Genomic DNA, 24,874 nt, shown 5'->3' with positions numbered 1-24,874 from the left:
CTCACGCCAGGATGATTATCAAATTTACCTTAGTCGTCCCTGTCCGGAAGCTCGCGCCGTTTCCCGTGACCGGGCAAGTTGACCTGCAGTGCGAGGCCGGAGTCGCCCCGACAGGCACGATGGCCCTTGGCCCTGGGCGAACTCGCGAGCGTGCCCGCTACCCGGCCGCCCCCGTGGCTTGGCCAGTAACGGACCTTGCCGGGCCTCGGTGCGCGATCGCCGTCGCCGAAGTTGAGCCGTCCCGCACAACCCCACAGAGTTGAGCTGCCTGGGGTCCTCAAGGGTCCCTAGTTGGCGTTCGCGGCCGTGCCGGGATGGAGTCCTCCGATGCCGAGGAGCGCCAGGACGATGCTGCCCAGAAGGACGCGGTAGGCGACGAAGGCGGTGAATCGGTGGTCGGTGAGGTAACGCAGCAGCCAGGCGATGACGGCGTACCCGACGACGAACGAGACCAGGGTGGCCAGAGCGGTCGGCCCCCACGGTGGGGTGTTGGCGGTGCCGATCTTGGTCAATTCGAGGGTTCCCGAGGCGAGAACCGCCGGGATGGCAAGCAGGAAGGAGATCCGAGCGGCGGCCTCGCGGCGGTAGCCGAGCAGGAGCCCGGCGGTGATAGTGCCACCGGACCGCGAGACGCCGGGGATCAGGGCGAGCGCCTGGGCGAACCCGAAGGCAAGGGCATGGTAGGTGATCATTCGGTGGAGCGGCTGCTGATTCGTCGCGATTCTGTCGGCGAGACCGAGGATCAGGCCGAAGCCGATCAGGGTGGCGGCGACGATACGCAGGTCGCGGAAGGCGGTCTCGATCGGGTCTTGCAACGCGATGCCGAGGATCGCGATGGGCAAGGTGCCGAGCAAGATATACCAGCCCAAGCGGGCGCGCGGATCGGAGCGCAGGCTGGGGGCCCAGATGGCCCGCGTCCAGGTGGTGACGATGGCAGTGATCTCGACCCGGAAGTACACGAGGACGGCGGTCTCCGTGCCCAGTTGCGTGACGGCGGTGAACGCGGCTCCCGGGTCGGGCCAACCGGCGAGCTCAGCCACCAGGCGCAGGTGGGCCGAGGAAGAGATTGGCAGGAACTCGGTGAGCCCCTGCACCAGCCCAAGGACGATGGCGCTGAACCAGGACAAGATGCGGGGTCCTCTCTTGGCCTGGCGGCCACGAGCCGGTGGTTGATTTCAGCTCCGGTGCGATCGGGCCAGACGTGCGACCGTGCGGCCGTGGGAGATCGGGTGTCAGCCAGCCCGCTGTCGTTCGTTCCGGCTGCGAGGATCAGCAGTCCGGCGACCTCGGCGATCAGGACGTCGGCGAGGTTGAAGGTGGCGAACTAGCCGGTGTGAAAGTGGACCTGATCCCCCCAGAAATACGACCACCCGCCCAGATTGCCTTCGAGCCTCTCTCCAGTGGCGTGAGGGCGATCGCACCCTGGGCCGGCTTGGCTGGCGTTGAACGGTCAGGCTCGTGTGGCACCTGACTCATTCTCTTAGACCCGACTCGGTGGCGCCTGGTGGCTCGGTGCTTCGCCACAGTGCCATGACCAGTGCGGCGGCGCCTGTGGTGATGAAGACGTCGGCGAGGTTGAAGGTCGGAAACCAGCCGGTGTGCAGGTAGTCGGTCACGGCTCCGTCAGCGGCGCGGTCGAGCAGGTTGGCAGACGCTCCGCTCAGCACCGCGGCCAGGCCGATCCGCACAGGTAGCGTAGCGCTATTTGCGGTGCGCCAGATGAGCACCGCGAGGCCGGCGGTGACCAGTCCCGTGAGTGCAAGAATGACCCAGGCGGGCAGGATGTCGCCGAGACCGAAAGCCATTCCTGAGTTGAACACCAGGCGCAGATCAATCACGTGCAGACCCACCGTGCCGCCGCCGGCTAGCGCCTGCGCGGCCCACGCTTTCACGCTGAGGTCGAGCGTGATCAGTAATGCGACGCTGAGCGCCAGCGCGATGCGTGGGCGGGTCCATCTGCGCGCGGTCACGCGGCCGCCCGTGCCGCATCGGATCTGAGCAGGGCTTGGCCCGCACCCGTTGTGTCTTGGAGCGGTGAGGTGCGCCCGGCGCGCACACCGTTGGCGATCACGACGACCTCGGCCAGCTCGTGGACCAGCACCACCGCGGCCAGCCCGAGGATGCCGAGCAGCGCGAGCGGCATCAGGATGATGATCAGTCCGAGCGACAGACCGACGTTCTGCAGCATGATCCGGCGAGCGTGTCGGGCGTGGCTGAAGGCCAGCGGAAGGTGGCGCAGGTCCTCGCCCATCAGCGCGACGTCGGCGGTCTCGATCGCCACGTCGCTGCCCATCGCGCCCATGGCGATGCCTAGGTCGGCCGTGGCCAGGGCGGGTGCGTCGTTGACGCCGTCACCGACCATCGCGGTGGGTCGTTGGGTGCGCAGCTGGCGGATCAGCTGGGCCTTGTCCTCAGGGCGCAGCTCGGCGTGGACGTCGGTGATCGCGACGTCGCTGGCTAGCGCGGCGGCGGTGGCGTGGTTGTCACCGGTGAGCATGGCGACGTGATAGCCGTCCCGGCGCAGCTGTGCGATGACCTCGGCGGCTTCCGGTCGCAGCTCGTCACGGACCGCGATCGCGCCGATGACCTCGCCGTCGTGCTCGATCAGCACTGCGGTGGCGCCGGCTTGCTGCATCCGCGCGACGTCCGCGATCAGTGGGCCGGCGTCGAGCCAGCCAGGGCGCCCTAGCCGAATCCGACGTCCGTGCAGGCGACCGGTGAGCCCGGCTCCGGTGACTGCTTCCACATCCGCGGCTGCGGTGACGTCATCCGTGGCCGCCAGGATCGCCCGGGCGAGGGGGTGTTCGCTGCGCGCCTCCAGGGCCGCGGCCAGGCGCAGGACCTGCTCGCGGCTGACGCCGTCTGTGGTGACGACGTCGATGACGACGGGCCGGTTCGCGGTGAGGGTGCCGGTCTTGTCCAGCGCCACGCCGCGGACCTGGCCGAGGGCTTCGAGTGCCGCGCCTCCCTTGACCAGCACGCCCAGCTTGCTGGCCGCACCGACCGCGGAGACCACAGCGACCGGGACCGAGATCGCCAGGGCGCACGGTGAGGCGGCCACCAGGACCACGAGGGCACGCTCAATCCAGGTCGACGGGTCACCCAGCAGGCTGCCGATCACCGCGATCAGCGCAGCGGCGATCATGACGCCGGGCACCAGAGGTTTGGCGATCCGGTCCGCGAGGCGCTGTGAGGCGCCCTTGCGGGTTTGTTCGGCCTCCACGATCCGCACGATCCGGGCCAGGGAGTTGTCTTCGGCGGTAGTGGTGACCTCGACCTCGAGCACACCGGTGCCATTAATCGACCCGGCGAACACCTCGCTCGATGGCCCTGCCTCCACCGGCATGGATTCTCCGGTGATCGCCGAGACGTCGAGGGTGGTGCGGCCCTCCCGGATGATCCCGTCGGTGGCGACCCGCTCCCCCGGCTTGAGCAGCATCCGGTCACCGATCCGCAGCCCGGCCGGGTCCACCTCGATCTCGGTACCGCCGCGCAGCACCGTGGCCCGTTCGGGGACCAGCGACAGCAGGGCCCGCAGACCACGGCGGGTGCGGGCCAAGGAGTACTCCTCCAGGCCCTCGCTGATGGAGAAAAGGAAGGCCAGCATCGCGGCCTCGCCGACCTCGCCAAGGACGACCGCGCCGACCGCGGCGATCGTCATCAGCGTGCCGACCCCGATCTTGCCGCGGGCCAGCCGTTTCAGCGTGGCGGGCACGAACGTGTACGCACCGGCCAACAACGCCGCCGCTTCCAGCGTGAGCTGTACCGGGCGAGCGGCGTCAGCCCAGCCGGCGACTAGCGCGGCAAGCAGGAACACCCCAGAGACCGCCGCGAACTGGAACTCCCTGACCTGCCACAGCCGTTCCGGCGCACCATCACCGGACTGCTCCCCCGTGGCCGGCCCGTCGTCACAACCGCACGCGTCACTCATCGAGCGTTCCCCGTGCGGTGGGCAACTGCCTGCTTCGCTGAGGCAGCGGAGGCGGCATCGGCGCCGTAGGCCGGGCACAACGCGACCGCGTTACCGGTCGCAGCCAGAAGAGTTTCCGCCGAGGACAGCACATCCATCAGCTCGGGGCACGTCAGCGAGTAGAACACCTGCCTACCCTCAGGTCGCCCCCGCACCAGATCACAGTCCCGCAGACACGCCACATGCGCCGACACCGTCGACTGCGCCAAACCGGTCTCGGCCACAAGATCAGCCACCCGCGCTTCTCCCGCAGCGAGTCGGCGCACGATCGCCAGCCGGGTCCTGTCGGACAAGCTGTGGAACAACGCGACCGCAGGATCGAAGTCCACAACAGCTAATGCGACACACCCATCCGCATTCATCGTCATGCGGCGATAATAGCAGATCCAAGCCAGGCGCGAACGGCGCCGCTCACCCGTGCAGCACCCTTGAGCCCGGGATTCCGGGTTCGAAACACGCCGCGCTCTACTCGTTCCCAATAGGTAGACCTGATCAGCATTCGCCTGAACAAGCGCATCTAGGTCGGCCAAGGCCCAGCGGATCAATGTTTTCGATGAACTCGCGACCGCTAGAAACGGCGTCACATGCGACGCCTTCGAAGTGGAGTCCAGCGGCCGTCAGGCATCGGTGGCCTCGCAGCTTAAAGGTGGACCCGTGTATCGCGCCGCCACATGCCTACGCGATGGCAACGCATCGACTGCTGGCAGTACCGCTGCTGCGCAGTAACAATGGTCTGCGAGCCGTCTTACAGTCATCCACAACACGCCGTCGGCTCAAGTACTTGATGGTGCCTGCTCAGGCATGGCTGCTGCCCGTGTCTGTGGGGATGACGAGGGGCGCCGGCTGCGGATCAGGCGCGGGTCGATGTCGAGCAGCTGCGCGATTTCCTTCTTCGACTTCCCGAGCGACCGTAGGTCGTCGACGGCAGCGCTGAGACCGCTTTCGGCGGCGCGCTGTTGCGCATCGAGCGTGGTGAGTAGCTCGTCGCGTTCACGCTGCACCTTCTCGAGGTTCTCGACGGCCTTGATGCCGTCTTCAACGGCAGAAGTGAGCCGGTCAATCTGCGCCTGCAGGTGGTCATTGACGCGTTGCCGGGCCGCCACTGCTGCGCTCCGATGGGTCGCCACTCGGGAATCCTCCTCTGGTGTTGGCCACAATATGTTCCCTGTTGTGCCTCGTTGTCTCAGCTACTTAACAAGGCCTGCTCGTACGTCTTCGGTTCGCCAACCAATTCGCACTGTCGACAACTTCAACTCTACCTGTAAGCCCTTTGAAGCCATTCAGCCCGTCACACCTTAGGCATTCCAATGTGGGATAGGCTGCGGGCGTGACGGCGACCCTGCATCGGATCGGCGCTGGCGACGGGTATCGCTACTACACGGCGATGGTGGCTAGCGCGGATGAGCCGCGGGAGCCCGGCGAGCGGCTGGGTGAGTACTACGTGCGCAGCGGCAACCCGGCCGGGGTGTGGATGGGTGCCGGGCTGGCGGCCGTGGGCGTGTCTGGTGAGGTGCGGGAGTCGCAGCTGGCGAACCTGCTCGGGCTCGGATTGCACCCGGACACGGGTGAGCAGCTGGGTTCGCGGTACCGGATCTTCGCGACCGTGGACGAGCGGATCGCGGCACGGCTGGCGAAGATGGGCCCGCTGTCCCCCGCCGACGAAGCGGCGGTGCGGGCGGAGGAAGAGCGCCGCGGTGAGCGGCAGGCGGTGGCCGGGTTCGACAGCACCTTCTCCCCCGTCAAGAGCGTGTCGGTGGCGTGGGCCTTAGCGACTCCCGGGGTCGCCGCCGAGATCGAGGCGGCGCATGAGGTGGCCGTTGCGAGCACGTTGGCGTGGATCGAGCGGGAGGCGATCACGGCCCGCACCGGTGCCGACGGTGTCGGGCACGTGAACGTGAGCGGGTTGGTCGCGGCGGCGTTCACGCACCGCACCAGCCGCGCCGGCGACCCGGACCTGCACACCCACCTAGTCATGTCGAACAAGGTCCTCGCGACCCTGCCGGACGGGTCGCAGCGGTGGCTGACCCTGGACTCCCGGGGCCTGTACAAGGCGAACGTGGCGTTCTCCGAGCGGTACAACCGGGTCCTGGAGGACGAGCTGCACAGCCGCCTCGGGTGGTCGTTTCGGGTCCGGTCGGACCAGCCGGCGGACGCGGTCGCGCCGATCCGCGAGCTCGCGCAGGTGCCCGAGGCGCTGATTGTCGCGTTCAGCCAGCGACGCCAGCAGATCGAGGCCGACTACGCCGCCCGGGTACGCGACTACCGCAACGCACATGGGCACGAGCCACCGAAGGCGGTGCAGTACGAGCTGGCGCAGGCCGCCTGCCTGGCGCAGCGGCCCGAGAAGGACAAGGGCAGCACCGAGGCGAGCGAACGCGCGGAGTGGGAACGGGTCGCCGCGAGCATCCTCACCCCCGCCGAACGTGCGCAGCTCGCGGCGGACCTGGCCCCCCGCACGCTAGGGGCGACCGTCGACCGTCTGGGTGAGGTGGAGATTGCGCGGATCGCCGGCGAGGTGGTCGCCGAGCTGCAGGAGCGCCGCTCGGACTGGACCGAGCGGCACATCGCCGCCGCCGCGCAGCGGCACACCGCGACCATCCGGCTCCCCTCGCCACAGGCCCGCGATGAGCTGATCGCGGCGATCACGGCCGCCGCGGGGCGCCTGGAGGACGTCGTGGAGGTCTCCGTGCCCGAGCGCGTCCGCACGCCGGGGGAGCTGCGGCGCGCGGACGGTGCGCCGATCTGGGAGGCCCCCGCCTCGCGACGCGCCTCCACCCGCACCCTGCTGGCGGCCGAGGCGCGGCTGCTGGACGCCGCCCGCGAACACACCCCCGCCCGGCTCCCGACCGCGTCGGTAGACCTGGTGCTGGGTGATCACGACCTCGCGAGTGACCAGCTGGCGGTGGTGCGACAGCTCGCCGAGGGCGAGCGGCGCGTGCAGCTGCTCGTCGGCCCGGCGGGGACCGGGAAGACCACGACCATGAGAGCGCTGGTGGACGTGTGGCAGCGGGCCGGTGGCCGGCCTGTGCGCGGCCTCGCCCCGACCGCGGCCGCGGCGTCGGTGCTGCGCACCGAGACCGGGATGGACCAGGCCGCCACCATCGACTACTGGGCCACGCTGCGGCGCGCCGGGCAGCCGGCCGCGCAGTTCCAGCCCGGTGAGCTCGTGATCGTGGACGAGGCCGGCATGGCCGGCACCCTGAACCTGGACCGCGTGGTGCAGGCCGCGACGCGCGACGGCGCGCACGTGGTGCTGGTCGGTGACCCGCGGCAGCTGGCCGCGATCGCCTCCGGCGGCGGCCTCCGGTTGATCCAGAACGAGGTCGGCGCGGCCCAGCTGTCCACGGTGTGGCGGTTCGCCGACGTCGACCCCGTGACCGGGAAGCGGGTGCTGCGCGAGTGGGAGGCCGAGGCCAGCCTCGCACTGCGCGCCGGGGACGCCGAAGCCATCGAGGCGTACGTCGAGCACGACCGGGTCCGCTCCGGCAGCCGCGAGGCGATGCTCGAGGACATCTACACCGCCTGGCAGCGCGACCAAGCCGGGGACGTGGAGTCGGTCATGATCGCCACCGACAACCAGACCGTGCAGGCACTGTCCGAGAGGGTGCGCGCGGACCGGATCGCCGCCGGCCACGTCACCGGGCCGGGCGTGGTGCTGCGTAACGGCAGCCGTGCCAGCGTCGGCGACATCATCGTCACCCGCCGCAACGACCGCACCCTGCGGGTCGGCGGGGACTTCGTGAAGAACGGCGACCTCTGGACCATCACTGAGCTCGGGTCGGACGGCGGGCTGGCGGTCACCGGCCGGCACGGAGTGTGCGTGCTGCCCGGCGGGTACGTGCAGGCGAACGTCGAGCTCGGGTACGCGATGACCGCGCACCGCGCCCAAGGCCTCACGGTCGACCACGTGCACGCCCTGGTCGATGACACCCTCACCCGCGAGGTGCTGTACGTCGCGGCCACGCGCGGGCGGCGCCGCAACCAGCTCTACACCGTCACCGAGCACCTGCTCGATGCCGAGGCCGAACGCCCCGCGGACCCGAACCAGCCGGCACGGGCTGTGCTGCGCGCGGTGCTGGAGCACTCGGATGCTGCCGTGTCGGCGACCGAGTCCATCCGCGAAGAGGACGAGCGGGCCGCCAGCATCACCACCCAGCTGCAGCGATGGCGGTACGTGCGCGAGCACGCCGGCACCGACGGCGCCCTCCTCGACGCGGCGCTGCCGGCGCATGTTGCCGCCGACGTGCGCGGCGACGACGCCTGGCCCTACCTGCGCGAGGTCCTGCACTGGCGCGGGGAGCAGGCTGCCGAGGACCTGCGCCGCGCCTACCAGTCCCGCCCCATGGCCGGCGCGGACTCCCCCGCCCGCGTACTTGCCGCCCGACTGGCGGAGCAGCCACAACCATCAGCAGAGGCAGGCGACTGGCTGCCGGCCGGCGGCGTCGACGCCTACAGCGATGCCCTCCTCGCAGCAGCACGTGACCGCGCCGCGGAGCTCGGCGCCCGAGCAGCCGTGGGGAGGCCCGCGTGGTCCAGCGCGCTCGGCGACCTCCCGCAGGAGCCTGACGCTCGAGCGGACTGGCAGCACCGCGCTGGCATGATCGCGGCCTACCGCGAAGCACACGACATCACCTCACGCGAACCGCTCGGCCCCGAACCAGCCAACCCCCTGAACAGGGAGCAGTGGAACCGCGCCCGCACCGCGCTACCTCAGCCCCAGCCCGAACAGCCCGAGGCCGGACGGCCGTACGGGGACCTCTCCGTCGAGGACCTGCAGACACGGCTGGTCGACACTGAGCGGCTCGCGGCGCGTGCCGAACGCCGGTTCCAGGCGGCGCGCTCCGCGGAGCAGGCTGCCGGCGCGGGTAATGAGGGGCCGCGCGCGCAGGAGGTCGACCGGGACGTCGCGACGTGGACGGCGACCCTGGAACGCCTAGACCAGGCCGAGGAACGGGCCGCGGCCGCTCGGCAGGCCGCAGACGAAGCGGCAGAGCTCTCCACTCGCCTCGAGCAGCTCGAGGCACACACGCCGCGGCGGCGGGAACGCGAACAATGGGCGCACGCCGTCACCGCGGCACGAGCCGAGCGGGACAAGGCGCAGCAGCGCGCCCAGGCAATGACCGCAGACGCTGGCCACGCCGCGGCAGGACTACCCGACGCACAGCACTGGCCACAAGTGCGCGCGCACGCATCCGCCGGACTGCACGACGCCCCAGCGCGGCGCGAGCGAGCCGTCACCGAGGACCGAGCCGAACGCGAAAGCGCTGCCCGGAGCATCGCGGTCCTGACCCGCCAGATCGAGATGTTGCAGCAGCAGCACCGCGACCTGCGCATGGAGAGCGAGCGGCGGGCCGACGGCTACGGCACAACCTCGACGGCGCCGGCCCACATGAACGACCCAGACGGTCCGCGGTACGAGACCGAGCGGGATCACGACTACGAACGCGGCTAACCACTCCCCCAACTAACAGCACCGTCTTGACGTCGTCGACGACCGGGCCGTCGCCGTAGTCGTACTGCAGCCACCTCCCGGCTCGGTGATCCAGGGCCCGCGCCCGGGCAATTTCGTCGTGGCCGCCGACACTCTTTGCTTAGCAAGCAGCATTCGTACCGCTTTGAAAGGGCCTTTTCTGCGCCTCCGGTCGTTACACCGGCGTAAACCCGATCTACTGCAATTGCGGTGTGACGTCCACGAAGGGGGTCCGACACATGGAGGGCCGCGGGCCTGGCTCGCGCGGCGAGCGGCGGGGGCGCCGCCACGAACATCAGAGGGTATGTGCCGCAAGCGTCCTACGACTAGGGTTTCCGTGTGCCCGTCTCTCCGGTCTCGTCGACGTCGCTGACTCGTGCGGAGATCGATTACTTTGTCGAGCTCGAAGCCCACCAGTCCTTCACATCAGCGGCCCACGCGCTGGGTATTTCACAACCGGCCCTGACCCTGGCGATCAGCAAGCTCGAGGCGAAGCTGGGACTACGGCTGTTCAGCCGCACAGCCGGTGGGGTCCTGTTGACAGCGTCGGGGGAGGAGCTGCTTCCGGCGGCGCGACGTGCCCGGCAAGCGGTGCGGGCGCTTGAGCAGTCGGCGTATCGGGTCGGTGAAGCGCGGCTCGGCACCTTGCGCACCGTGTGCCGGCCAACCTTGATGCGTGAGCCCGTGGCCCGGTTGGTGAGCGCGATGCACCGCAGCCATCCTGAGATAGGGATCGAGATGGAGCCGCTCGGGATCGGTGCCGACGCCTTCGACGTCATTCGCGGAGGACTCGCGGATGTGGCGGTCACGACCGAGGACGACAACCTCGACGGTGTCGAGGTAACCCTCTTGGGCGATATCGAGTTGGTCGCGATCGTCCCGCCGAGAGCGACCCTGCCGCTGAGGCCGACGGTCGATGACCTTGCGGCCCTCGGTCTGCTCAGCATGACCGGCTTCGGCGTCATCAGCCGAGCGATAGCGCGTCGTATTGGCCCGGAGGCCGTCGCGGAGGCCACCATCTTGCGGGCGGGATATCACGGCCTGCTTATTCGTCTCGCTCTGCGGGGCAGGGGCGTGCTTTTCGTGCCACGGCGAGTCGGCGACGGCTACCGCGCCTCGGGTGCCCGGGTGGTTAGGCCTCTGGACCCGCCGGTGCTCACAGTCGTGGTGGCCACGGAGCGCGACGGCCGCTCTCCCACGGCGCGTGAATTCATCGCGATCGCTCAACGTGAGTTCGAGGCGACGTCCCCGTGAGGGCCGCAGGGATTGAGCGCAGGCACCTGGCTGCGCTGGTCGCGTTGCTGGAGCACGAAGGGTTTGCGGCTGCCGCATCGGCAATGTACGTGACACCCTCGACGTTCGCCGCCACGATCCGGCAGGTCGAGCGGCTCGCCGGCGCCCGGCTCGTCGAACGCGTTCGACAGGGGGCGCGACTGAATGCGCGCGGGCGCGAGATGGCCGACACCGCGGCGGAGGCGCTGCGCGCAATGGACGGAGTGCTCGACGACGCTCGAAGGTCGTCGGTCGCGGAATCGGGCTCGCTTTTCGTGCAGACGACACCGACCCTGGCCGAGGGCCTCGGCGCAGAGCTGCTGGCCGGGCTGATGACTCGACATCCGGCGCTGCGGATGTCAGTGCGCGCCCCCCGGCGTCCGATTGTCGCCGACGTCGCCTACTCCGTCGCAGCGGCGGAGTCCGATTTCGGCATGACGGAGTACATGACGCGCCCGCTGGAGGGGACCGTCCAGGTACCGCTCGGGGTGGCCGACATCGCCTACGCCTTTCCCGCGTATGCCGAGGTCGACGCGGAAACCGCGACCCTCGCTCACCTCGAGCAGTTCGGGCTCATCGTCGTGCCCTATTTCGAATCCAGTGACGTCTACGCCGTGCTGCGCTCCAGGACGGCCCTCGTGAGCAGGTTCATCCGCGCCCGGGTGTCCGATCGGTATGCCTTCGCCGACCTCGCTCTGGGGGGTGTCGGCGGGTTTCTGTGCGAGTACATGCATCGCGAGGAGCTCATGGCCCTCGGCCTCAAGGTTGCGTTGTTCGACGAGCCGTTCGTACGACGGTTCGTGACGGTAGCCCGCGCCGACGACCGCCGGCCTCTCATCGCCACCGTTCTGGCTCAGTCGGTGGAGGTCGCCGCCAGGAGCTACGCCGCTCGTCCGCGCCTCCACGCAGGCACTATAAGGGGAGCAAATAGCTGATGGCTTGACCTGTGATTGACGCATATTCGTGACGCTGGACATACTCGCCCACCAAGTCCACCCGCCACGGAGCGCGCACAGGAGCACACTGCATGTCGACTGTTCAACCCCGCCTTACCGAGCACGACGCAAGGAACGCCGACTCGTCTGGATCGCTACCGCTGGCGGGTTTCCGGATCGTCGAGTTCGGTCAGTACATCGCAGTGCCGGGCGCTGCGCAGGTCCTGCTCGATCAGGGCGCAACCGTCGTCAAGGTCGAGCCGCCAGGCGGTGAGGCCTGCCGCAACCTCGCCGGCCTCGGTCCGGCGATGTTCAACGCCTACAACCGCGGCAAACGGATGGTGGAGCTCGACCTCGCGGCCGAGGCTGATCGTCCCAGGGCACTCGCGTTGGTCTCGGATGCCGACGTGGTGCTGAGCAATCTCAAACCGGGAGCACTCGAGCGGTACGGGCTGTCCCCGCGCGAGATCCACCGACGCAACCCGTCGGCGGTCATCCTTACCCTCAGTGGGTTCGGGGAAGAGGGTCATCTGAGCCGTCGCCCAGGCCTCGACATCGCCGCGCAGGCTGAATCCGGAATCATGTGGGTGACCGGTTCCGCCGGTGATGAGCCGCAGCGCGTGGGATTCACGGTCGTCGACGCGGCGTCGGCGATGGCCGCGGCACAGGCCGTCACCGCGGCCTTGTTGCAGCGCAGCCGTACCGGTCGCGGAACCCACATCCGCATTTCCCTATGGGACGTAGCCTTACATCTGCAGGCTGCGGGCTGGATGGACTGGCTCCTCACGGGCGATGAGCCCGTTCGAAAGGGCAACGGTCAGCCGAGCGCTGCACCGGCCGCTGACGTCGTCCGGGTCCGTGATGGCTACGTGGTGATCTCCGCGTACATGCCGCGTCCGTGGCAGGCACTCTGCGACGCGATCGATAGGCCGGACATCGCGGCGGATCCGCGGTTTGCCACATCGACCGACCGGGCGCGACATCGGCCGGCCCTGCATGCCGCACTAGCGGCCGCGCTCGCCGAGCTCGACCGCGAAGAGGTCGTCAACAGACTCTCGTCGGTCGGTGTGGTGGTCGGCTCGATCCGTGACTACCCGGACGCTTTTCGGGCCCGGACCAGCAGCCCAGGATCGGTGTTCCTGAAGGCACCGGGGGACGGACCCGTGACCCACCTCGTCGGCAGCCCGTTCATGTGGGACGGCGTAGCTCCGCATCCGCATCCGCCTCGGCCACTGGGCGCCGATACAGCGCTCCTCGACCTGGATCCATCGGAGTTGTGGCGCGAAGCCGCCGCACCCCTCGTCACCAAGAAGGAAGAATCATGAACTCGACAACCATCCGGCGGGCAAGTGCCGCCGTCATCGTCACCACCACGGGCCTAATGAGCGCCTGCGGCGCTCCCAGTAGCTCGGAAAGCAGTACCGACTCCTACCCGCAGAAGACCATCGACGTCATCGTGCCGTACCCGGCAGGTGGCGGGTCGGACATCATCGCTCGCGCGATCGTCGATCAGGTCAACAAGCAGGGTGACCTCGGGCAGCAGCTGCAGGTCGTCAACAAGGGTGGCGGTGCAGGCCTGGTCGGAATGACCGAGATGGTCAACGCCAAGAGTGACGGATACACAATCTCCATCTCACCTGCCGGACCGGTCTCGCTCACTCCTGCCATGTCGAAGGTCTCCTACGACCCGGTCACCGACATCACTTACATAGCGGGCGTGACCTCCGGTGGCCCGCTGGTCGCCGTTCCCGCATCGTCGCCGTATCAGACGATCGAAGAGCTCCTGGCCGACGCCAAGACGAAGCCGGGGCAGATCACCATGGGAGGCGGCCCACCGGCCTATGAGATCCCGATCACCATGCTCGAGGAGAAAGCGGGCGTCAAGTTCTCGCACGTGGCATACGACGGTGACGCGGCCACGACGACGGCAATTCTGGGCGGCAACCTCGACGCCACGCTGACCCAGAACGCGGCAGCGCTCCCCCAGGTAAAGGCCGGCACGATGCGAGTTCTAGCGACCGTGGGGTCCGACCGTTCGCCCTTCCTCCCAGATGTGCCGACCGCGAGCGAGTCCGGAATCGACGTCGAGTGGGAGTCCCGCTACGGCGTCTACGCACCCGCCGGCGTACCCGACGCGATCGTCGAGACCCTGGCGAAGCAGGTCAAGAAGGCACTGGCTTCCCCGGAGCTGAAGCAGACGGCGACGTCGACCGGTCTTGACCTGGTGTTCCGCTCGGGACCGGAGCAGAAGAAGGTCGCCCAAGAGCAACTGAAGGCGGTCGCGAAGCTCAAGAAGGCCGGACTCCTATGAGCACCGTCGCCCCCGACGTTCACGGCAGCACTCGACGCGCGGAGGCCTCGCTCACGCTCGCGCTCACGGTGCTGGGCGTCGGCATGATCGTCGGCGCGCTCGATTATGGCGTCGGCTCGCTCGCCGCTCCCGGCAGTGGCTTCGTGCCCCTGCTGATCGGCATCGGTCTGGTGTTCTTCGCCGCGTCCCTTCTGCTGTCCGGCCTCCGCGCCCGGAGGTCGGCGCACGTCGACACCGGCGCGGTAGGGAGCGAGGTCGTTGTTCCCGATCTCGCCGGGGCGCATGACCAGCTGCTGACCGAGGCGGCGGAGGACAGCGCCACGCTTACCGCGCGGCTCTCGCCGTCGCTCGCGATAGCCGCGTGCATCGGCTGCTTTGCGTTCGTGCTGCTGGCTACGAGCGTCGTCGGGCTTCTCGTCACGGCCGCGGTCGTAGTCGGCGTGCTGGCCTACATAATGCGCACCAGTTGGTGGGCGTCGCTCTTGGTGGGCATCGGCTTCTATGTCGCGGGCTACCTGGTCTTCGCCATGTGGCTCTCCATTCCGTTGCCCTTCGGCTCAATGACGGCGGGATAGCCATGCTGACCGATTTGGTAAACGGCTTCGAGCAGTTCTTCACATGGCAGTATCTCCTGCTCGGACTCGGCGGAGTCGTGCTCGGGAGCCTCGTCGGGGTGCTGCCCGGGATCGGACCGCTCGGCGCCATGGCGATGCTGTTGGGGCTCACACCTCAGTTGGGTGCTACCGGCTCGCTGATCTTGTTCGCCGGCATCTACTACGGCGCCGCGTACGGAGGATCGACGACGTCGATTCTGCTGAACCTGCCCGGGGAGTCCGCCTCGGTAATGACCACCGTCGACGGCTATCAGATGACGAAACGTGGGCGGGGCGGGGCCGCCTTGTCTATCGCCGCGATCGGCTCGTTCGTCGCTGGAACAGTGGCCGTCGTCGGGCTGATGTTCGTCGCGCCCGCGCTCGGCAGGGTCGCGGTTCAGCTCGGCCCACCGGAGTACCTCGCGCTGACGGTCGCCGGATTGGTGATGCTCAGCGTGCTGACCCCGGGTCACATGGTCAAGTCGGTGCTGATGGTCGTGCTCGGCGTAGCCATCTCACTCGTCGGAGTAGACCCGCTCGGCTCGGTGCCGCGGTTCACCTTCGGCTCCACCGAGCTCTCCGGAGGAATCAGCTTCGTCGCAGTGGCAATGGGGATGTTCGGCATTGCGGAGGTGCTCGACCAGATGCTCGACAAGTGGTCGACCAGTCGGGTGAAGGCCCCGAAGCTACGCGAGCTTCTTCCGACTCGTGCCGAGGCTCGTCGCTCCGTTCCCGCGATTGCACGAGGAACCGGAATCGGATTCGGTCTCGGGCTCGTCCCCGGCCCGGCTGCCGTCATCTCCACGTTCGCCTCGTACGTCATCGAGCGCCGCTTCTCGAAGCATCGCAACGAATTCGGCAAGGGCGCGATCGAAGGGGTGGCCGGTCCTGAGTCGGCGAACAACGCAGCCGCCGGCGCTGCGTTCATTCCGCTGCTGGTGCTCGGCATCCCCTTCGCGCCGGTCATGGCGATGATGCTGTCGGCGCTCCTACTCAACAACATCGTGCCGGGACCGACGTTCATCCAGGACCAGCCAGGAGTGTTCTGGACGGTCATCGCAGCGATGTACGTCGCCAACGTGCTGCTTCTCCTGCTGAACCTGCCGCTCGTGGGGTTGTTCACCAGGGTGCTATCGGTGCCCCCGGGAATTCTGATGTCGATCGTCATCGGCGTCTGCATCGTCGGCGTGTACTCGGAGAACAACAGCATGTTCGATGTCGGCATCATGTTCGTCTCCGGGCTCCTCGGCCTGTGGTTTCGGCGGGCCGATATCAACCCGGCGCCGCTCGTCCTCGCGGTGGTGCTCGGCCCGACGCTCGAGTCGTCGCTGCGGCAGTCACTCGGGCTCGCCCACGGCGATCTCACCTACTTCCTGGGCCGGCCGGTGCTCGTCGTGCTCGTCAGCCTCGTCGTCCTCGGCCTGGTCGCCCGCGCGGTGCTGCGGCACCGCGCCACCTCACGTCCGCAACTGGAAATCGACGAAACGCCCAGTGAGCAGCTCACTACCTCAACTACCTCGAAGGAGGGCTAAGCAGTGCCCCTCTGCTTTTCTCGTGACCAACAGGATTTCGCTCGATCGGTACGTGCCGTCCTCGAACGCGTCGATCGCCCGTACACCTCCGATGACCAGCTCGTCGAGCACGACGCTTGGCAGTCCGTAACGACGGAGCTGTCACTGTTGTCAATAGCGGTCCCGGAAGAGATGGGTGGCCTGGGCGGCGACTGGGGGGACGTTGCCGCAGCGATGAGCGAGCTCGGACGATGCCCAGTGATCGGCGGGATGCCTGCCGCGCAAGCCGGTATCGCTGCGCTGACAGCTGCTCGGTCCGTAGCGGTCACCCAACTGCTCGGAGAAATCATCGCTGCGCAGCAGGCTGTGGTGCCGACCTGGCTTTACACCGACCGCGTCTGGGTCTCCGAGACACCAGGCAGGGCGATGCTGAGCAGATCGGTCCTGCCATCGCGCAGGTTCGATGGCCGGACCGACTCCGACGTCATAATCGGGCATCCCGTCGCCGGGCACGTGCGCTTGCTGATCCCGGTGGAGACGGCCGCAGGGCTGGAGATCTGGCTGAGCGATGCACTGAGCGCCGACGAGCTCCAGGTCGCCACCGTTCCGTCGCTCGACACGACGACTCAGCTCGGTATTGCACCGGAGGTCGAACTGAAGGCGGAGGCTGTCATCGGTGGTGACGAGGCCGGCGATACCGTCACGCGGTCGAGAGCGGTCGCGCTGGCGCTCGCCACGATGGAGGCCCTCGGGTCGTGCGACCACCTGCTGAGGACTGCCGTCGACTACCTCAAGGTCCGTGAGCAGTTCGGGCAGGTGCTGGCCGGAATGCAGGCGCTGAAGTTCACTGCCGCCGATCTGTTCCGGGAGATTGAACCCGCGCGGTCGCTCGCGTTCGCCGCCGTCGACTCACTCCAAGGCGCCGATCTGACGGCCATGGAGGAGACGGCCACGGCGGCCAAGATCGTCGCGGACCGTCTTCACGCCCGCGTGGCGCTGGAGGTGATCCAGCTGCACGGCGGCATTGGCTTCACATGGGAGCTGGGTCTGCATCGGCACTACAAGCGGGCGGTCGCAAACCGGGTCCTCGGTGGCGACGACCGCCGGCGACGGGCGCAGCTTGCCACAGAGATACAGAACCGGAGCACCACACTGAAGCACCAGTGGAGCGCCGCGGATGACGCGGCGGCGGCAATTCGCAGCGAGGTTCGGGAGTGGATCACACAGAACCGGTCACACGCCCCTGCGGCGCTCACCGCGCACGAGCCGATGTCGTACCGGCACAGCGCGCAAGATCGAGACTGGATCGATCGGGTGCGCGACGGCGGGTGGCTCTGCCTGTCGTGGCCGAAGGAGTATGGCGGCCGAGCGCTTGACGAGCTGGAGTGCATTGCCGTGAATGAGGAGTTCGCAGCAGCCGGCATCCCCCGCCCGACCATGGGAATGGGCGAGACGCTGCTCGCGCCCGCCCTGCTATCGCACGGAAGCGCCGATCAGAAAGCGCGCCTGCTCCCGCGCATCCTCTCCGGTGAGGACGTCTATTGCCAGGGCTTCTCCGAGCCCGAGCATGGCTCCGATCTTGCCAGCCTGGAGACTCGCGGGGTTCAGGAAGGGGCTGGCCTAGTCGTCAACGGAACGAAGGTGTGGCAATCAGGAGCGCACCGCGCTAACAAGATCTTCCTCCTTTGCCGGACCGACGTCGATGCGGCGCCGCACCGCGGTATCACCTACTGCATTGCAGACATGGACGCCAACGGAGTCCAGGTGACTCCGCTGCGGATGATGCCTGGCGACTACGGATTCAACGAGGTGCGGTTCGAAAACACGGTGGTACCGCTGGACGACGTCGTCGGTGAGCTGAACGGAGGCTGGCACGTGGCAATGACGACGTTGGGCGCTGAGCGGGCCGGCGAGATCACGTCGCAGCACCTCGGATATCTGCGTGAGTTCGACATGCTCGTCGAGCGCCTGGATGAACTGGGCCGGCTCGAGGAGGGTTCACCTGACCTCGTCGAGCTGTGGCTCGAGATCGCCAAGATGAAGTACAACGGCCGCCGAGTGGTCGACCAGATTCGGAGCGGCGAGCCGGCCGACGATCTGCTCAGTGTTGACAAGCTGAACTGGTCGGAATACCACGTGCGGTTCGGCCTGGACGCCGCTCGTCTACTGGGTGTCGACGGCATCGTGCGGCCGACGGGTGACGGCTACCAGCTGACGACCCTGCAACGAGTGATGCTCGAGTCGCCTGGACGACGCATAGCCCGCGGAACCAATCAGATCCAGCGCAGGATTATCGCCGAGCGACGGATGGGAATGCCCAGATGACCAAGCCGCAGGTGCTCGCCGTCCGCAACGGCCCGGTTGCCGAGATCACTTTGAATCGCCCGGAACGGCGGAATGCCTTGACGGCGGGCCTGGTTACCGAGCTGCACGCTGAAGTCGGCTCCGCGAACCGCGCTGACGAAGTCGGCGCGATCCTGATCCACGGAGCGGGCGGAAGCCTTTGCTCCGGTCTCGATCTCAAGGACCCGGGCGTGGCGGAGATCGCGCCGGCGTGGCAGTCCTTTCACCGGTCGATCGCCGCCATGCACACTCCCCTCGTGATCGCACTGGAGGGAGCCGCGATCAACGCCGGGGCGGCGCTAACTTTCGCTGGCGACATCGTCATCGCGGGACGGAGCGCCTTCCTCGAGGTGATGGAGGCACGGATCGGAATGATGCCGCCCGTGAACCTGGCGTGGCTGCTGTACAGGCACTCCGTCGCTCTCGGCAGTCGGCTCGCTCTGACGTGCGAGCGGGTAACCGGACCGGACCTGGAACGGCTCGGCATCGCTCAGCGCGTGGTCGAAGACGACGCGGTGCTGAATGCCGCGAGGGCAATGGCGCGGCAGATTGCCGACTATCCCAAACAGTCCGGGGCCGGCGTTCTCGGGATGCTTTACCGCGGCTCGACTGCGCAGGGAAGGTCGTTTGATGATCTACTCGACGCCCTGAACGGGCCAGTGGTCAACGATTCCGGTGAGTGAACGCGAACGCGAACTCATTGCCGGTGTCGTCGATCGCCTCCCGCTCGTGAAACGCCGGGGCGGTTCACCCACATGAGGAGCCACCAAGCCCCGAACTATGTAGGGGCCACGAGCTGTCAAACACCCGAAGCGCTCTCTGCGTCCTGGCGAACGTTCTCTGCGGCGCGCTCGGCGTTGTTGCGACTGGCGAACGCTTCCCCTGAGGCTGCCACCTTGTCGCTCGAACGCCAAGCCCTCCATCGCCACTGAGACCCACCGTCCTGGTAGATCTCGTACCGAGCGTTCGCCGCGCCCGCCTTGAAGGAGGCCGCCGCGCGCTCGGCGTTTGACTGGCTCGCAAATGTCTCACCGGCCCAGGCAACCTGCTCGTTGTTGCCGCCGTGAAGCCACCATGCGTAGGCGCCGCCCTCCGTGGGCCCAACATGAAACTTCATCACCGTCTTCCCTGTTGAGTGCTCGGACAAACGGTATGCGGAAGCTCCGACAGTTTTCAAATCTCTTCGCTGCGGTCTGTTGCGCGGCGACTAGCCATATCGACGTCGACGAAGCTGCAGTAACCATCGCCACGCACCCAGGGCGGTCATACCGACCGCGCAGACGAGGCTAACGAGCTTGCCTCCATCCGGGATCGGGGAATTCCAGGCACCGAGCGCCAGCACCCAAAGCACCAAGGCCACAATCGTGCTGCGCAGCGGCCTCCCTACCTTCCCGACCCCGACACGTGCGTCGCGGATCTCGGCTGCAGTCGCCCTCCGGGCGTATACCCACTCCTCGCGATTCTTCTTGAGAAACAGCCGAGGCCCGTTATCGGGGTTCGCCCAGACCAGAATCCCGGTCCTGTTGGTCAGGTTCACATGGAGTTGGCGGCTTCCTCCAAACCATTGGCGAAACACGAATGTGTGCGGCCCGGGAGGCAACTCCAAATCAAGATCCGGCCGGCGAAGCGTCAAGTTCTGCGCCTGTAGTTGTCCGTCGATGACTACCTTGATCCCCACCGCACCCGAGGTCCAGTCGGGAATCCTATGGATCATCAGCCGGGCCATTAGTGATCAAACTCCTGTTCTCGAGTCATGCTTCAGTAGCCCTCGGCATTCGGGCGCGACGCCTGCTATGGATCCTGAGGAACCATGTGTCGGTATCGGGCCCGGCAGAGCCCGGACCATTCGGACAATAGCCATTGCGCAGGCGCGGGAGACGCATGTGCCGAACTCAGCTCGTCGGTGAGGCCACCTGATTCGGTGTCCTTCACGGGTCGTCAGGCGATCCGAGGCGCCCGTGGCTCGAGCCGACTGCTGCATCGTCGGCCGTGTCGTCACTGCCTTCCGCGGGCGCTGAGCGGGTGGTTGCAAGCGACTGCGCGATCCCACCGTCGAGAGCACGGAGGGTGTCGCCGGCCGAGTCATGGACCCTGTTGACGCGCTCAGCGACGTCTTTGTCCCAACCGGCGTCGTGCGTGCCAGCCTGGCACTTCTCGGCGTGGGGGCCGAGCCACCGGCTGATGCGGTCCTGGAACGGCGGCAGCACGCGGTCGTAGAAGTACGTCGCGTCACTCGGGGTGGCTGTGGGATGGTGGAAGACGGCCATCCAGTGGCTGTAGGTGGCGGCGATCTCGCGGGCGAGGCCGCGGTGGATGGGCCAGCACTGCGGGATGAGGTGGCTGGAGCGGACGACGAAGTTCTCGTTGTAGTCCAGCACCCACGCCACGAGTGCACGCGACTGCGCAGCGGTCAGCTCAGGGGTGAGCGAGTCCCACGACCACGGGCAGTCGTACCGGTCTTCTGACTTCAGGCGCTGCTGGATGTGCTCTAGAACCATGACTGCTCACTCCCCCGCGCGCTCGTATCGTCCGCCTCGGGCCGGGTAGTGCGGGCCTGGTAGGCGGCGGTGTGCTGCTGGTACTCCCGCTGCCGCTGGTCGGCGGCGTGCACGCGCGCGGCCGCCGTGGCCTGCTGCACCTGTTGTTCTTCCTGGCGGATGGCGCGGGCGAGGCGGCGGTTCTCGCGGAAGCTGGGGGTGTGCATGTACGCCAGGGGTAGCCCGGAAACGCGCAGTACGGAGTCGCCGTCGCGGAGCTGCTGCTGGTCGGCGGCGTTGAGGGCGTCTTGGTGCTGCTCGCTGTCGGTGAAGTGCGGGCCCTGCAGCATCGACCCGCCGACGCTGACGGTCGGCACGAGCGCGGGCCCGGCCTGCGACGTGATGGTCTGCGCGGCGGACTTGTCGTAGCCGCCGAAGATCGACACCTGCACGGCACCGGACTCGAGGGATTCCGAGCTCGGCCCGTACAGCTCGACCTCTTGGCGCATGGTCTGCAGGGCGTAGATGAGGCCGATGCCGGCGGCCCGGTCGCGGGAGGCGATCGCGGGCAGGCTGGGGAGTGGGACGAGCCAGCGCAGCTCGTCGAGGACCGCGACCGCGGGCGGGGCGAGGCGCCCGCCCGGTTTCGAGGCGGCGAGGGCGCGGGCTTGGTAGAACCATTCCTCGGCGAACAGGGTGAGCACGGGCGCGGCGGCGCCGGCGGTGTCCTCGCTGGCGAGCAGGTAGATGGTCTCGTGCTCGGCGATCGCGCGGCGAATATCGAGACTGTCTTGGGGTGCGCCGACGAACCGTTGCCCGATCGCGGAGGCGAACGGGCCGAGGGCGAGGACGATGAACCGCTCCACGGAGCTGGTGGTGCGCTCGGCGCGGTCGTCGAGGTGCTTGGTCAGCGCCAGCAGGGCCCGCTGCTCGGCGGCGGGGTGCTGGCGCAGGATGTCGAACGGTTCGGGGGAGCGGATGTTCTCCTGCCAGCGCAGCACGTCGCTGATGCCGAGGCCGGCGAGGGCGGCGGCGTGCAGCCAGGCCTCGATGACCTGGCGGGCGGATTGGCGCCAGAACGCGTCGTCGTGGTCTTCGCGGTTGCCGTCCTCGCTGCCGGCGACCAGGGCCGCGGCGCGGCGGGTCGCGACCGAGAGGTCTTCGCATCCGTTGATCGGGTTCCAGGTGACCTCCGGGAACCCTTCGGCGATCCGGTCGGCGGGCGCGCTGAAGTCGACGACGCGGACCGTGCCGCGCTGCTGGCGGGCGGTGACGGTCTGCTCGAACAGGTCGGCCTTGACCGAGCCGATGAGTGCGGCGCCGGGGACGCCGCGGGCGATCGGCACCAGCAGCCGGGAGGTCTTGCCCCAGCCGGGCCGGGCGATGATGCGGACCCGTTTCTCGAAGTCGACCCATAGGTCCTGCTTTGAGCCGGCGAGCCGGCCGAGGTAGTACCCGAACTCCGCGCCCGCGCCGCGGCGGCTGGTGAGGTGGGGGCGGGTGTAGCGGCCGTTCTTGCGGACCTGCGCCAGGGACAGCTCCTTGGCGGCGGTCTGCGCGCTGAGCAGCACCTTGCGGCGGGGGTCGGCGCGGCCGCGCCGCACGAGCGGGCGGACCACCAGAATGATCCACACCAGCAGGATCGCGGCGGCCGCGGCGATCCACCAGCCGCGGGGGCCGCCGCCGGCGATGCTGACCAGCTGCGCGCCGTCGTCGCCGCGCAGCACGCCGCGGAACGCCTCGGGGTGCAGCCGCGGGTAGGCGGGCCGGAACCCGTCGCCGTCGATCAGGGCGGCCAGTCCCCCACCGACCGACCACGCGAGCACCGCGCCGAGGACCAGCAGGGCGGCGCCGCCGATCGCCGCGGCGCGCTGGCGGCGCGTCCGGTATGTGCTCTGCTGCTCGGTCGAGCTCACGGTGGGTTCTCCTATCCGCCGACGTCGGAGACGTCGAGCGTCGAGACGAGCCAGCGGCCGTCGGGCTGCTGGCTCACGGTCACGTACAGGTACCGGGTGCGCGGGTCGTGGATCGTCTGGCCGCCGTCGCCGTGCCACGTCCAGGTGGCGTCGTACACGCGGTAGACCGTCGTGGCGGTGTCCGGTGGTGCGGCGTGGTTGTCCTGCGCGGTGCGCACGTCGGGCACGGCGTAGGCGTGCAGGTCGCGGGCCTGCGCCCACCGCGCATCCGTCGAGGGGTGCGCGTCCGGGCCGGCCGGCGCGTACGCCGCGGCCAGCTGCGGCGTCATCAGCGCGGTCACCGACCGGGCCGCGTCGAACTCCGAGTCGTGCAGCGTGGTGTCCCAGGTGACCGACGCGACCGCGACCGCCTCGGCCACCACCTCCGGGTTGCTGGTATCCACGCTCGCCGGATCGATCGGCGCCGGCTTCGTCACCGGCGGCTGCGGCGTGCTCGAGGCCTGCGCGGATGAGGAGGAGCGCGCCGGCGGTGGCGCGTCGCTGCCGGCGGTGCACGCGCCCAGGACGAGGACGCTGCCGAGCGCAGCCGCGACCGCTGCCCATGGAGTGCGCATCAGAAGCTCATCCCCTTCCCGGTGAGGATCGGCAGCGGGTCGATGGCGCACCCGCACGACGTGGCGTACGCGTTCTGCGGGCTGCCCGGCGTGTAGATCTCGAAGTGCAGGTGCGGTCCGGTGGAGTCCCCGGTGGAGCCCATGTCGCACAGCTTCGAGCCCGCCGGAGCGGTGCTGCCGGTGGTGAGGGTGGTGGAGCCGGCGGCGCAGTGCCCGAACCGCATCTGCAGGTCGGTGCCGTCGGTGGTGCGCCCCACCACGGACGTGCCGTACCCGTCACCGTGATCACCGGCCCACGTGATCAGCAGCTCGGTCGGGGCGGTGACCTGGCCGCCGGCGACCGCGAGGTCGATGCCCCAGTGCATGACACCCCAGCGCATGCTGAACGTGCTGGTCAGGATCCCGCCGGGCAGCGGGCTCGCCCACTGCCCCGGCCCCACCTGCACGACCACCTCGCCGCCGGCCTGCTGGGTGCAGTCACCGGCGTACGTCTGCTGCGCCAGCGCCGGGATCTTCGCCACGTACGCCTGGGTCTCGGCGAACGGCGGCACCCCGTGGTACTCGGTGATCCGCCCGGGCCCGGCGTTGTACGCCGCGAGGGCCAGCACCACTTTGTCGGCACCGGTGGATGTCGCGACGCTGCTGACGGCCTGCAGGAGTGCGGCCATGTACTTGCCTTGGGCGGCGATCGCGGCCTTCGGGTCCGTCGGCGAGCCTTGACCGTACGCCTGCCAGGTGCCGGGCAGGAACTGTGCCAGCCCGCGCGCGCCCTTGGTGCTGGCGGCGTTCGGGTTCCAGCCCGACTCGACCTCCAGCTGCGCGGCCAGGATCGGGCCGGGCACGCCGGAGGTCTGCGCGGCGGCCAGGATGTCGGCCTCCCACCCGTTCGGCACGGTGCCCGCGCGCAGCCCGGACCCGGCCACGCACGCGCTGGTGCCGGGCTGTTTCGCGCTGGAGGCGGCGTCGCTGTCGCCGCCGGTGACCGCGAACATCATGCCCAGCAGCAGCGCCGACAGCACGCCGATCGCCGCCACCGCGAGCTTCACCGACGCGGGCATCAGCCCGTCACCGTCCACGCGCCGCCGTCCGCGGCCAGCGCGACGGTGCCGCTCCAGCGGTAGGCCCGCATGCCCTCGGCGTCGGCGGGGTCCGGGTAGACCTGCACGGCCGTGACCGCGACACTCGCCGAGGCCGCGTCCGCGTGCAGCACCGCCGCGTTCAGCTGCAGGCAGTGCACCCGCTGCGCGGTGCCGTGCTGCCAGGCCGCGGCCGCGCCCGGCGTCGCGACCGGCGCGAGCCGCGCGCGGTACTGCTGCTCGCTCTCCCCCGCCCGCCACGCGCACGCCTGCGCCGCGAACTGCATGGCGGCGGCGGCCGGGTCAAAAGGGGGGGGGGGGGGGGGGGGGGGGGGGGGGGGGGGGGGGGGGGGGGGGGGGGGGGGGGGGGGGGGGGGGGGGGGGGG

The 24,874-nt window shown here is 68.8% G+C and carries 21 protein-coding genes; 9 read left to right on the top strand and 12 right to left on the bottom strand.

Translation table 11 applies throughout. The features are described 5' to 3' along the window. Positions 1 to 287 precede the first annotated feature (287 nt). The 5 genes from F8A92_RS10320 to F8A92_RS10300 all read right to left on the bottom strand — a co-directional run bounded on the left by F8A92_RS10320 (position 288) and on the right by F8A92_RS10300 (position 5,097). Positions 288 to 1,127: an undecaprenyl-diphosphate phosphatase gene (locus tag F8A92_RS10320; RefSeq protein WP_153505079.1), complete on the bottom strand. Its 840-nt coding sequence runs from the start codon at positions 1,125 to 1,127 to the stop codon at positions 288 to 290. Positions 1,128 to 1,472: 345 nt separating this feature from the next. Continuing rightward, the gene (gene lspA / locus F8A92_RS10315) at positions 1,473 to 1,970 is read right to left on the bottom strand and encodes a signal peptidase II (protein ID WP_153505078.1); all 498 of its coding nucleotides are present in this window, start codon (positions 1,968 to 1,970) and stop codon (positions 1,473 to 1,475) included. Further along, on the bottom strand, positions 1,967 to 3,931 hold the full coding sequence (locus F8A92_RS10310; RefSeq protein ID WP_153505077.1) for a heavy metal translocating P-type ATPase: 1,965 nt from the start codon (positions 3,929 to 3,931) through the stop codon (positions 1,967 to 1,969). The genes lspA and F8A92_RS10310 overlap by 4 nt, the downstream gene beginning before the upstream one ends. Beyond that, positions 3,928 to 4,338 carry an ArsR/SmtB family transcription factor gene (locus F8A92_RS10305; protein ID WP_153505076.1) on the bottom strand — a complete coding sequence of 137 codons (411 nt, stop codon included), beginning with the start codon at positions 4,336 to 4,338 and terminating at the stop codon, positions 3,928 to 3,930. Before F8A92_RS10305 ends, F8A92_RS10310 begins: the two co-directional genes overlap by 4 nt. Positions 4,339 to 4,743: 405 nt before the next feature. Next, complete coding sequence (locus tag F8A92_RS10300) at positions 4,744 to 5,097, bottom strand: hypothetical protein (RefSeq protein WP_153505075.1); 354 nt, start codon at positions 5,095 to 5,097, stop codon at positions 4,744 to 4,746. 200 nt (positions 5,098 to 5,297) lie between these two features. On the opposite strand from F8A92_RS10300, the gene mobF reads away from it, so the two are divergent. From mobF to F8A92_RS10255, 9 genes are all read left to right on the top strand, one after another. Continuing rightward, positions 5,298 to 9,422 (top strand): MobF family relaxase, encoded by a 4,125-nt coding sequence (gene mobF, locus F8A92_RS10295; protein WP_153505074.1) that lies wholly within the window; start codon positions 5,298 to 5,300, stop codon positions 9,420 to 9,422. 357 nt (positions 9,423 to 9,779) lie between these two features. After that, positions 9,780 to 10,694 (top strand): LysR family transcriptional regulator, encoded by a 915-nt coding sequence (locus tag F8A92_RS10290; RefSeq protein ID WP_153505073.1) that lies wholly within the window; start codon positions 9,780 to 9,782, stop codon positions 10,692 to 10,694. Next, entirely contained in the window at positions 10,691 to 11,647 is a 957-nt protein-coding gene (locus F8A92_RS10285) for a LysR family transcriptional regulator (RefSeq protein ID WP_153505072.1), read from the top strand. Before F8A92_RS10290 ends, F8A92_RS10285 begins: the two co-directional genes overlap by 4 nt. A 92-nt stretch (positions 11,648 to 11,739) precedes the next feature. Further along, complete coding sequence (locus F8A92_RS10280) at positions 11,740 to 12,972, top strand: CaiB/BaiF CoA transferase family protein (protein WP_153505071.1); 1,233 nt, start codon at positions 11,740 to 11,742, stop codon at positions 12,970 to 12,972. Continuing rightward, complete coding sequence (locus F8A92_RS10275; RefSeq protein WP_153505070.1) at positions 12,924 to 13,958, top strand: tripartite tricarboxylate transporter substrate binding protein; 1,035 nt, start codon at positions 12,924 to 12,926, stop codon at positions 13,956 to 13,958. Before F8A92_RS10280 ends, F8A92_RS10275 begins: the two co-directional genes overlap by 49 nt. Continuing rightward, the gene (locus F8A92_RS10270) at positions 13,955 to 14,533 is read left to right on the top strand and encodes a tripartite tricarboxylate transporter TctB family protein (protein ID WP_153505069.1); all 579 of its coding nucleotides are present in this window, start codon (positions 13,955 to 13,957) and stop codon (positions 14,531 to 14,533) included. Before F8A92_RS10275 ends, F8A92_RS10270 begins: the two co-directional genes overlap by 4 nt. Then, positions 14,428 to 16,083 (top strand): tripartite tricarboxylate transporter permease, encoded by a 1,656-nt coding sequence (locus F8A92_RS10265; protein ID WP_228389356.1) that lies wholly within the window; start codon positions 14,428 to 14,430, stop codon positions 16,081 to 16,083. Before F8A92_RS10270 ends, F8A92_RS10265 begins: the two co-directional genes overlap by 106 nt. A gap of 3 nt (positions 16,084 to 16,086) precedes the next feature. Then, positions 16,087 to 18,387, top strand: a complete 2,301-nt coding sequence (locus tag F8A92_RS10260) for an acyl-CoA dehydrogenase (RefSeq protein ID WP_153505068.1) — start codon at positions 16,087 to 16,089, stop codon at positions 18,385 to 18,387. Then, positions 18,384 to 19,088, top strand: a complete 705-nt coding sequence (locus tag F8A92_RS10255) for an enoyl-CoA hydratase/isomerase family protein (protein WP_153505067.1) — start codon at positions 18,384 to 18,386, stop codon at positions 19,086 to 19,088. Before F8A92_RS10260 ends, F8A92_RS10255 begins: the two co-directional genes overlap by 4 nt. A 116-nt stretch (positions 19,089 to 19,204) precedes the next feature. On the opposite strand, the gene F8A92_RS10250 is transcribed toward F8A92_RS10255, so the two are convergent. The 7 genes from F8A92_RS10250 to F8A92_RS10225 all read right to left on the bottom strand — a co-directional run bounded on the left by F8A92_RS10250 (position 19,205) and on the right by F8A92_RS10225 (position 24,775). Next, entirely contained in the window at positions 19,205 to 19,522 is a 318-nt protein-coding gene (locus tag F8A92_RS10250) for a YegP family protein (protein WP_153505066.1), read from the bottom strand. A 90-nt stretch (positions 19,523 to 19,612) separates the two neighbouring features. Then, positions 19,613 to 20,131 (bottom strand): hypothetical protein, encoded by a 519-nt coding sequence (locus F8A92_RS10245; RefSeq protein WP_153505065.1) that lies wholly within the window; start codon positions 20,129 to 20,131, stop codon positions 19,613 to 19,615. A 202-nt stretch (positions 20,132 to 20,333) separates the two neighbouring features. Further along, the gene (locus tag F8A92_RS10240) at positions 20,334 to 20,903 is read right to left on the bottom strand and encodes a hypothetical protein (RefSeq protein WP_153505064.1); all 570 of its coding nucleotides are present in this window, start codon (positions 20,901 to 20,903) and stop codon (positions 20,334 to 20,336) included. Next, on the bottom strand, positions 20,894 to 22,798 hold the full coding sequence (locus F8A92_RS10235) for a type IV secretory system conjugative DNA transfer family protein (RefSeq protein ID WP_194291443.1): 1,905 nt from the start codon (positions 22,796 to 22,798) through the stop codon (positions 20,894 to 20,896). Before F8A92_RS10235 ends, F8A92_RS10240 begins: the two co-directional genes overlap by 10 nt. An 11-nt stretch (positions 22,799 to 22,809) precedes the next feature. Beyond that, a complete protein-coding gene (locus tag F8A92_RS18600) occupies positions 22,810 to 23,412 on the bottom strand; it encodes a hypothetical protein (protein WP_194291442.1) in 603 nt (200 codons plus the stop codon). Further along, entirely contained in the window at positions 23,412 to 24,470 is a 1,059-nt protein-coding gene (locus F8A92_RS10230; RefSeq protein WP_153505062.1) for a transglycosylase SLT domain-containing protein, read from the bottom strand. Before F8A92_RS10230 ends, F8A92_RS18600 begins: the two co-directional genes overlap by 1 nt. Beyond that, complete coding sequence (locus F8A92_RS10225) at positions 24,470 to 24,775, bottom strand: hypothetical protein (RefSeq protein WP_153505061.1); 306 nt, start codon at positions 24,773 to 24,775, stop codon at positions 24,470 to 24,472. The genes F8A92_RS10230 and F8A92_RS10225 overlap by 1 nt, the downstream gene beginning before the upstream one ends. Positions 24,776 to 24,874 lie beyond the last annotated feature (99 nt).

This window comes from Cumulibacter manganitolerans, assembly GCF_009602465.1.
GTDB classification, from domain to species: Bacteria; Actinomycetota; Actinomycetes; order Mycobacteriales; family Antricoccaceae; genus Cumulibacter; species Cumulibacter manganitolerans.
The sequence above is the reverse complement of the archived record's forward strand: the minus strand, read 5'-3'. Positions and strand labels throughout refer to the sequence as shown.

Bases quoted from the DNA above. Each gene is read 5' to 3' on its own strand.
- F8A92_RS10310 (WP_153505077.1), bottom strand. From the start codon at position 3,931: ATGAGTGACGCGTGCGGTTGTGACGACGGGCCGGCCACGGGGGAGCAG.
- F8A92_RS10305 (WP_153505076.1), bottom strand. From the start codon at position 4,338: ATGACGATGAATGCGGATGGGTGTGTCGCATTAGCTGTTGTGGACTTC.
- F8A92_RS10280 (WP_153505071.1), top strand. From the start codon at position 11,740: ATGTCGACTGTTCAACCCCGCCTTACCGAGCACGACGCAAGGAACGCC.
- F8A92_RS10270 (WP_153505069.1), top strand. From the start codon at position 13,955: ATGAGCACCGTCGCCCCCGACGTTCACGGCAGCACTCGACGCGCGGAG.
- F8A92_RS10255 (WP_153505067.1), top strand. From the start codon at position 18,384: ATGACCAAGCCGCAGGTGCTCGCCGTCCGCAACGGCCCGGTTGCCGAG.
- F8A92_RS10250 (WP_153505066.1), bottom strand. From the start codon at position 19,522: ATGAAGTTTCATGTTGGGCCCACGGAGGGCGGCGCCTACGCATGGTGG.
- F8A92_RS10245 (WP_153505065.1), bottom strand. From the start codon at position 20,131: ATGGCCCGGCTGATGATCCATAGGATTCCCGACTGGACCTCGGGTGCG.
- F8A92_RS10240 (WP_153505064.1), bottom strand. From the start codon at position 20,903: ATGGTTCTAGAGCACATCCAGCAGCGCCTGAAGTCAGAAGACCGGTAC.
- F8A92_RS18600 (WP_194291442.1), bottom strand. From the start codon at position 23,412: ATGCGCACTCCATGGGCAGCGGTCGCGGCTGCGCTCGGCAGCGTCCTC.
- F8A92_RS10230 (WP_153505062.1), bottom strand. From the start codon at position 24,470: ATGCCCGCGTCGGTGAAGCTCGCGGTGGCGGCGATCGGCGTGCTGTCG.
- F8A92_RS10225 (WP_153505061.1), bottom strand. From the start codon at position 24,775: ATGCAGTTCGCGGCGCAGGCGTGCGCGTGGCGGGCGGGGGAGAGCGAG.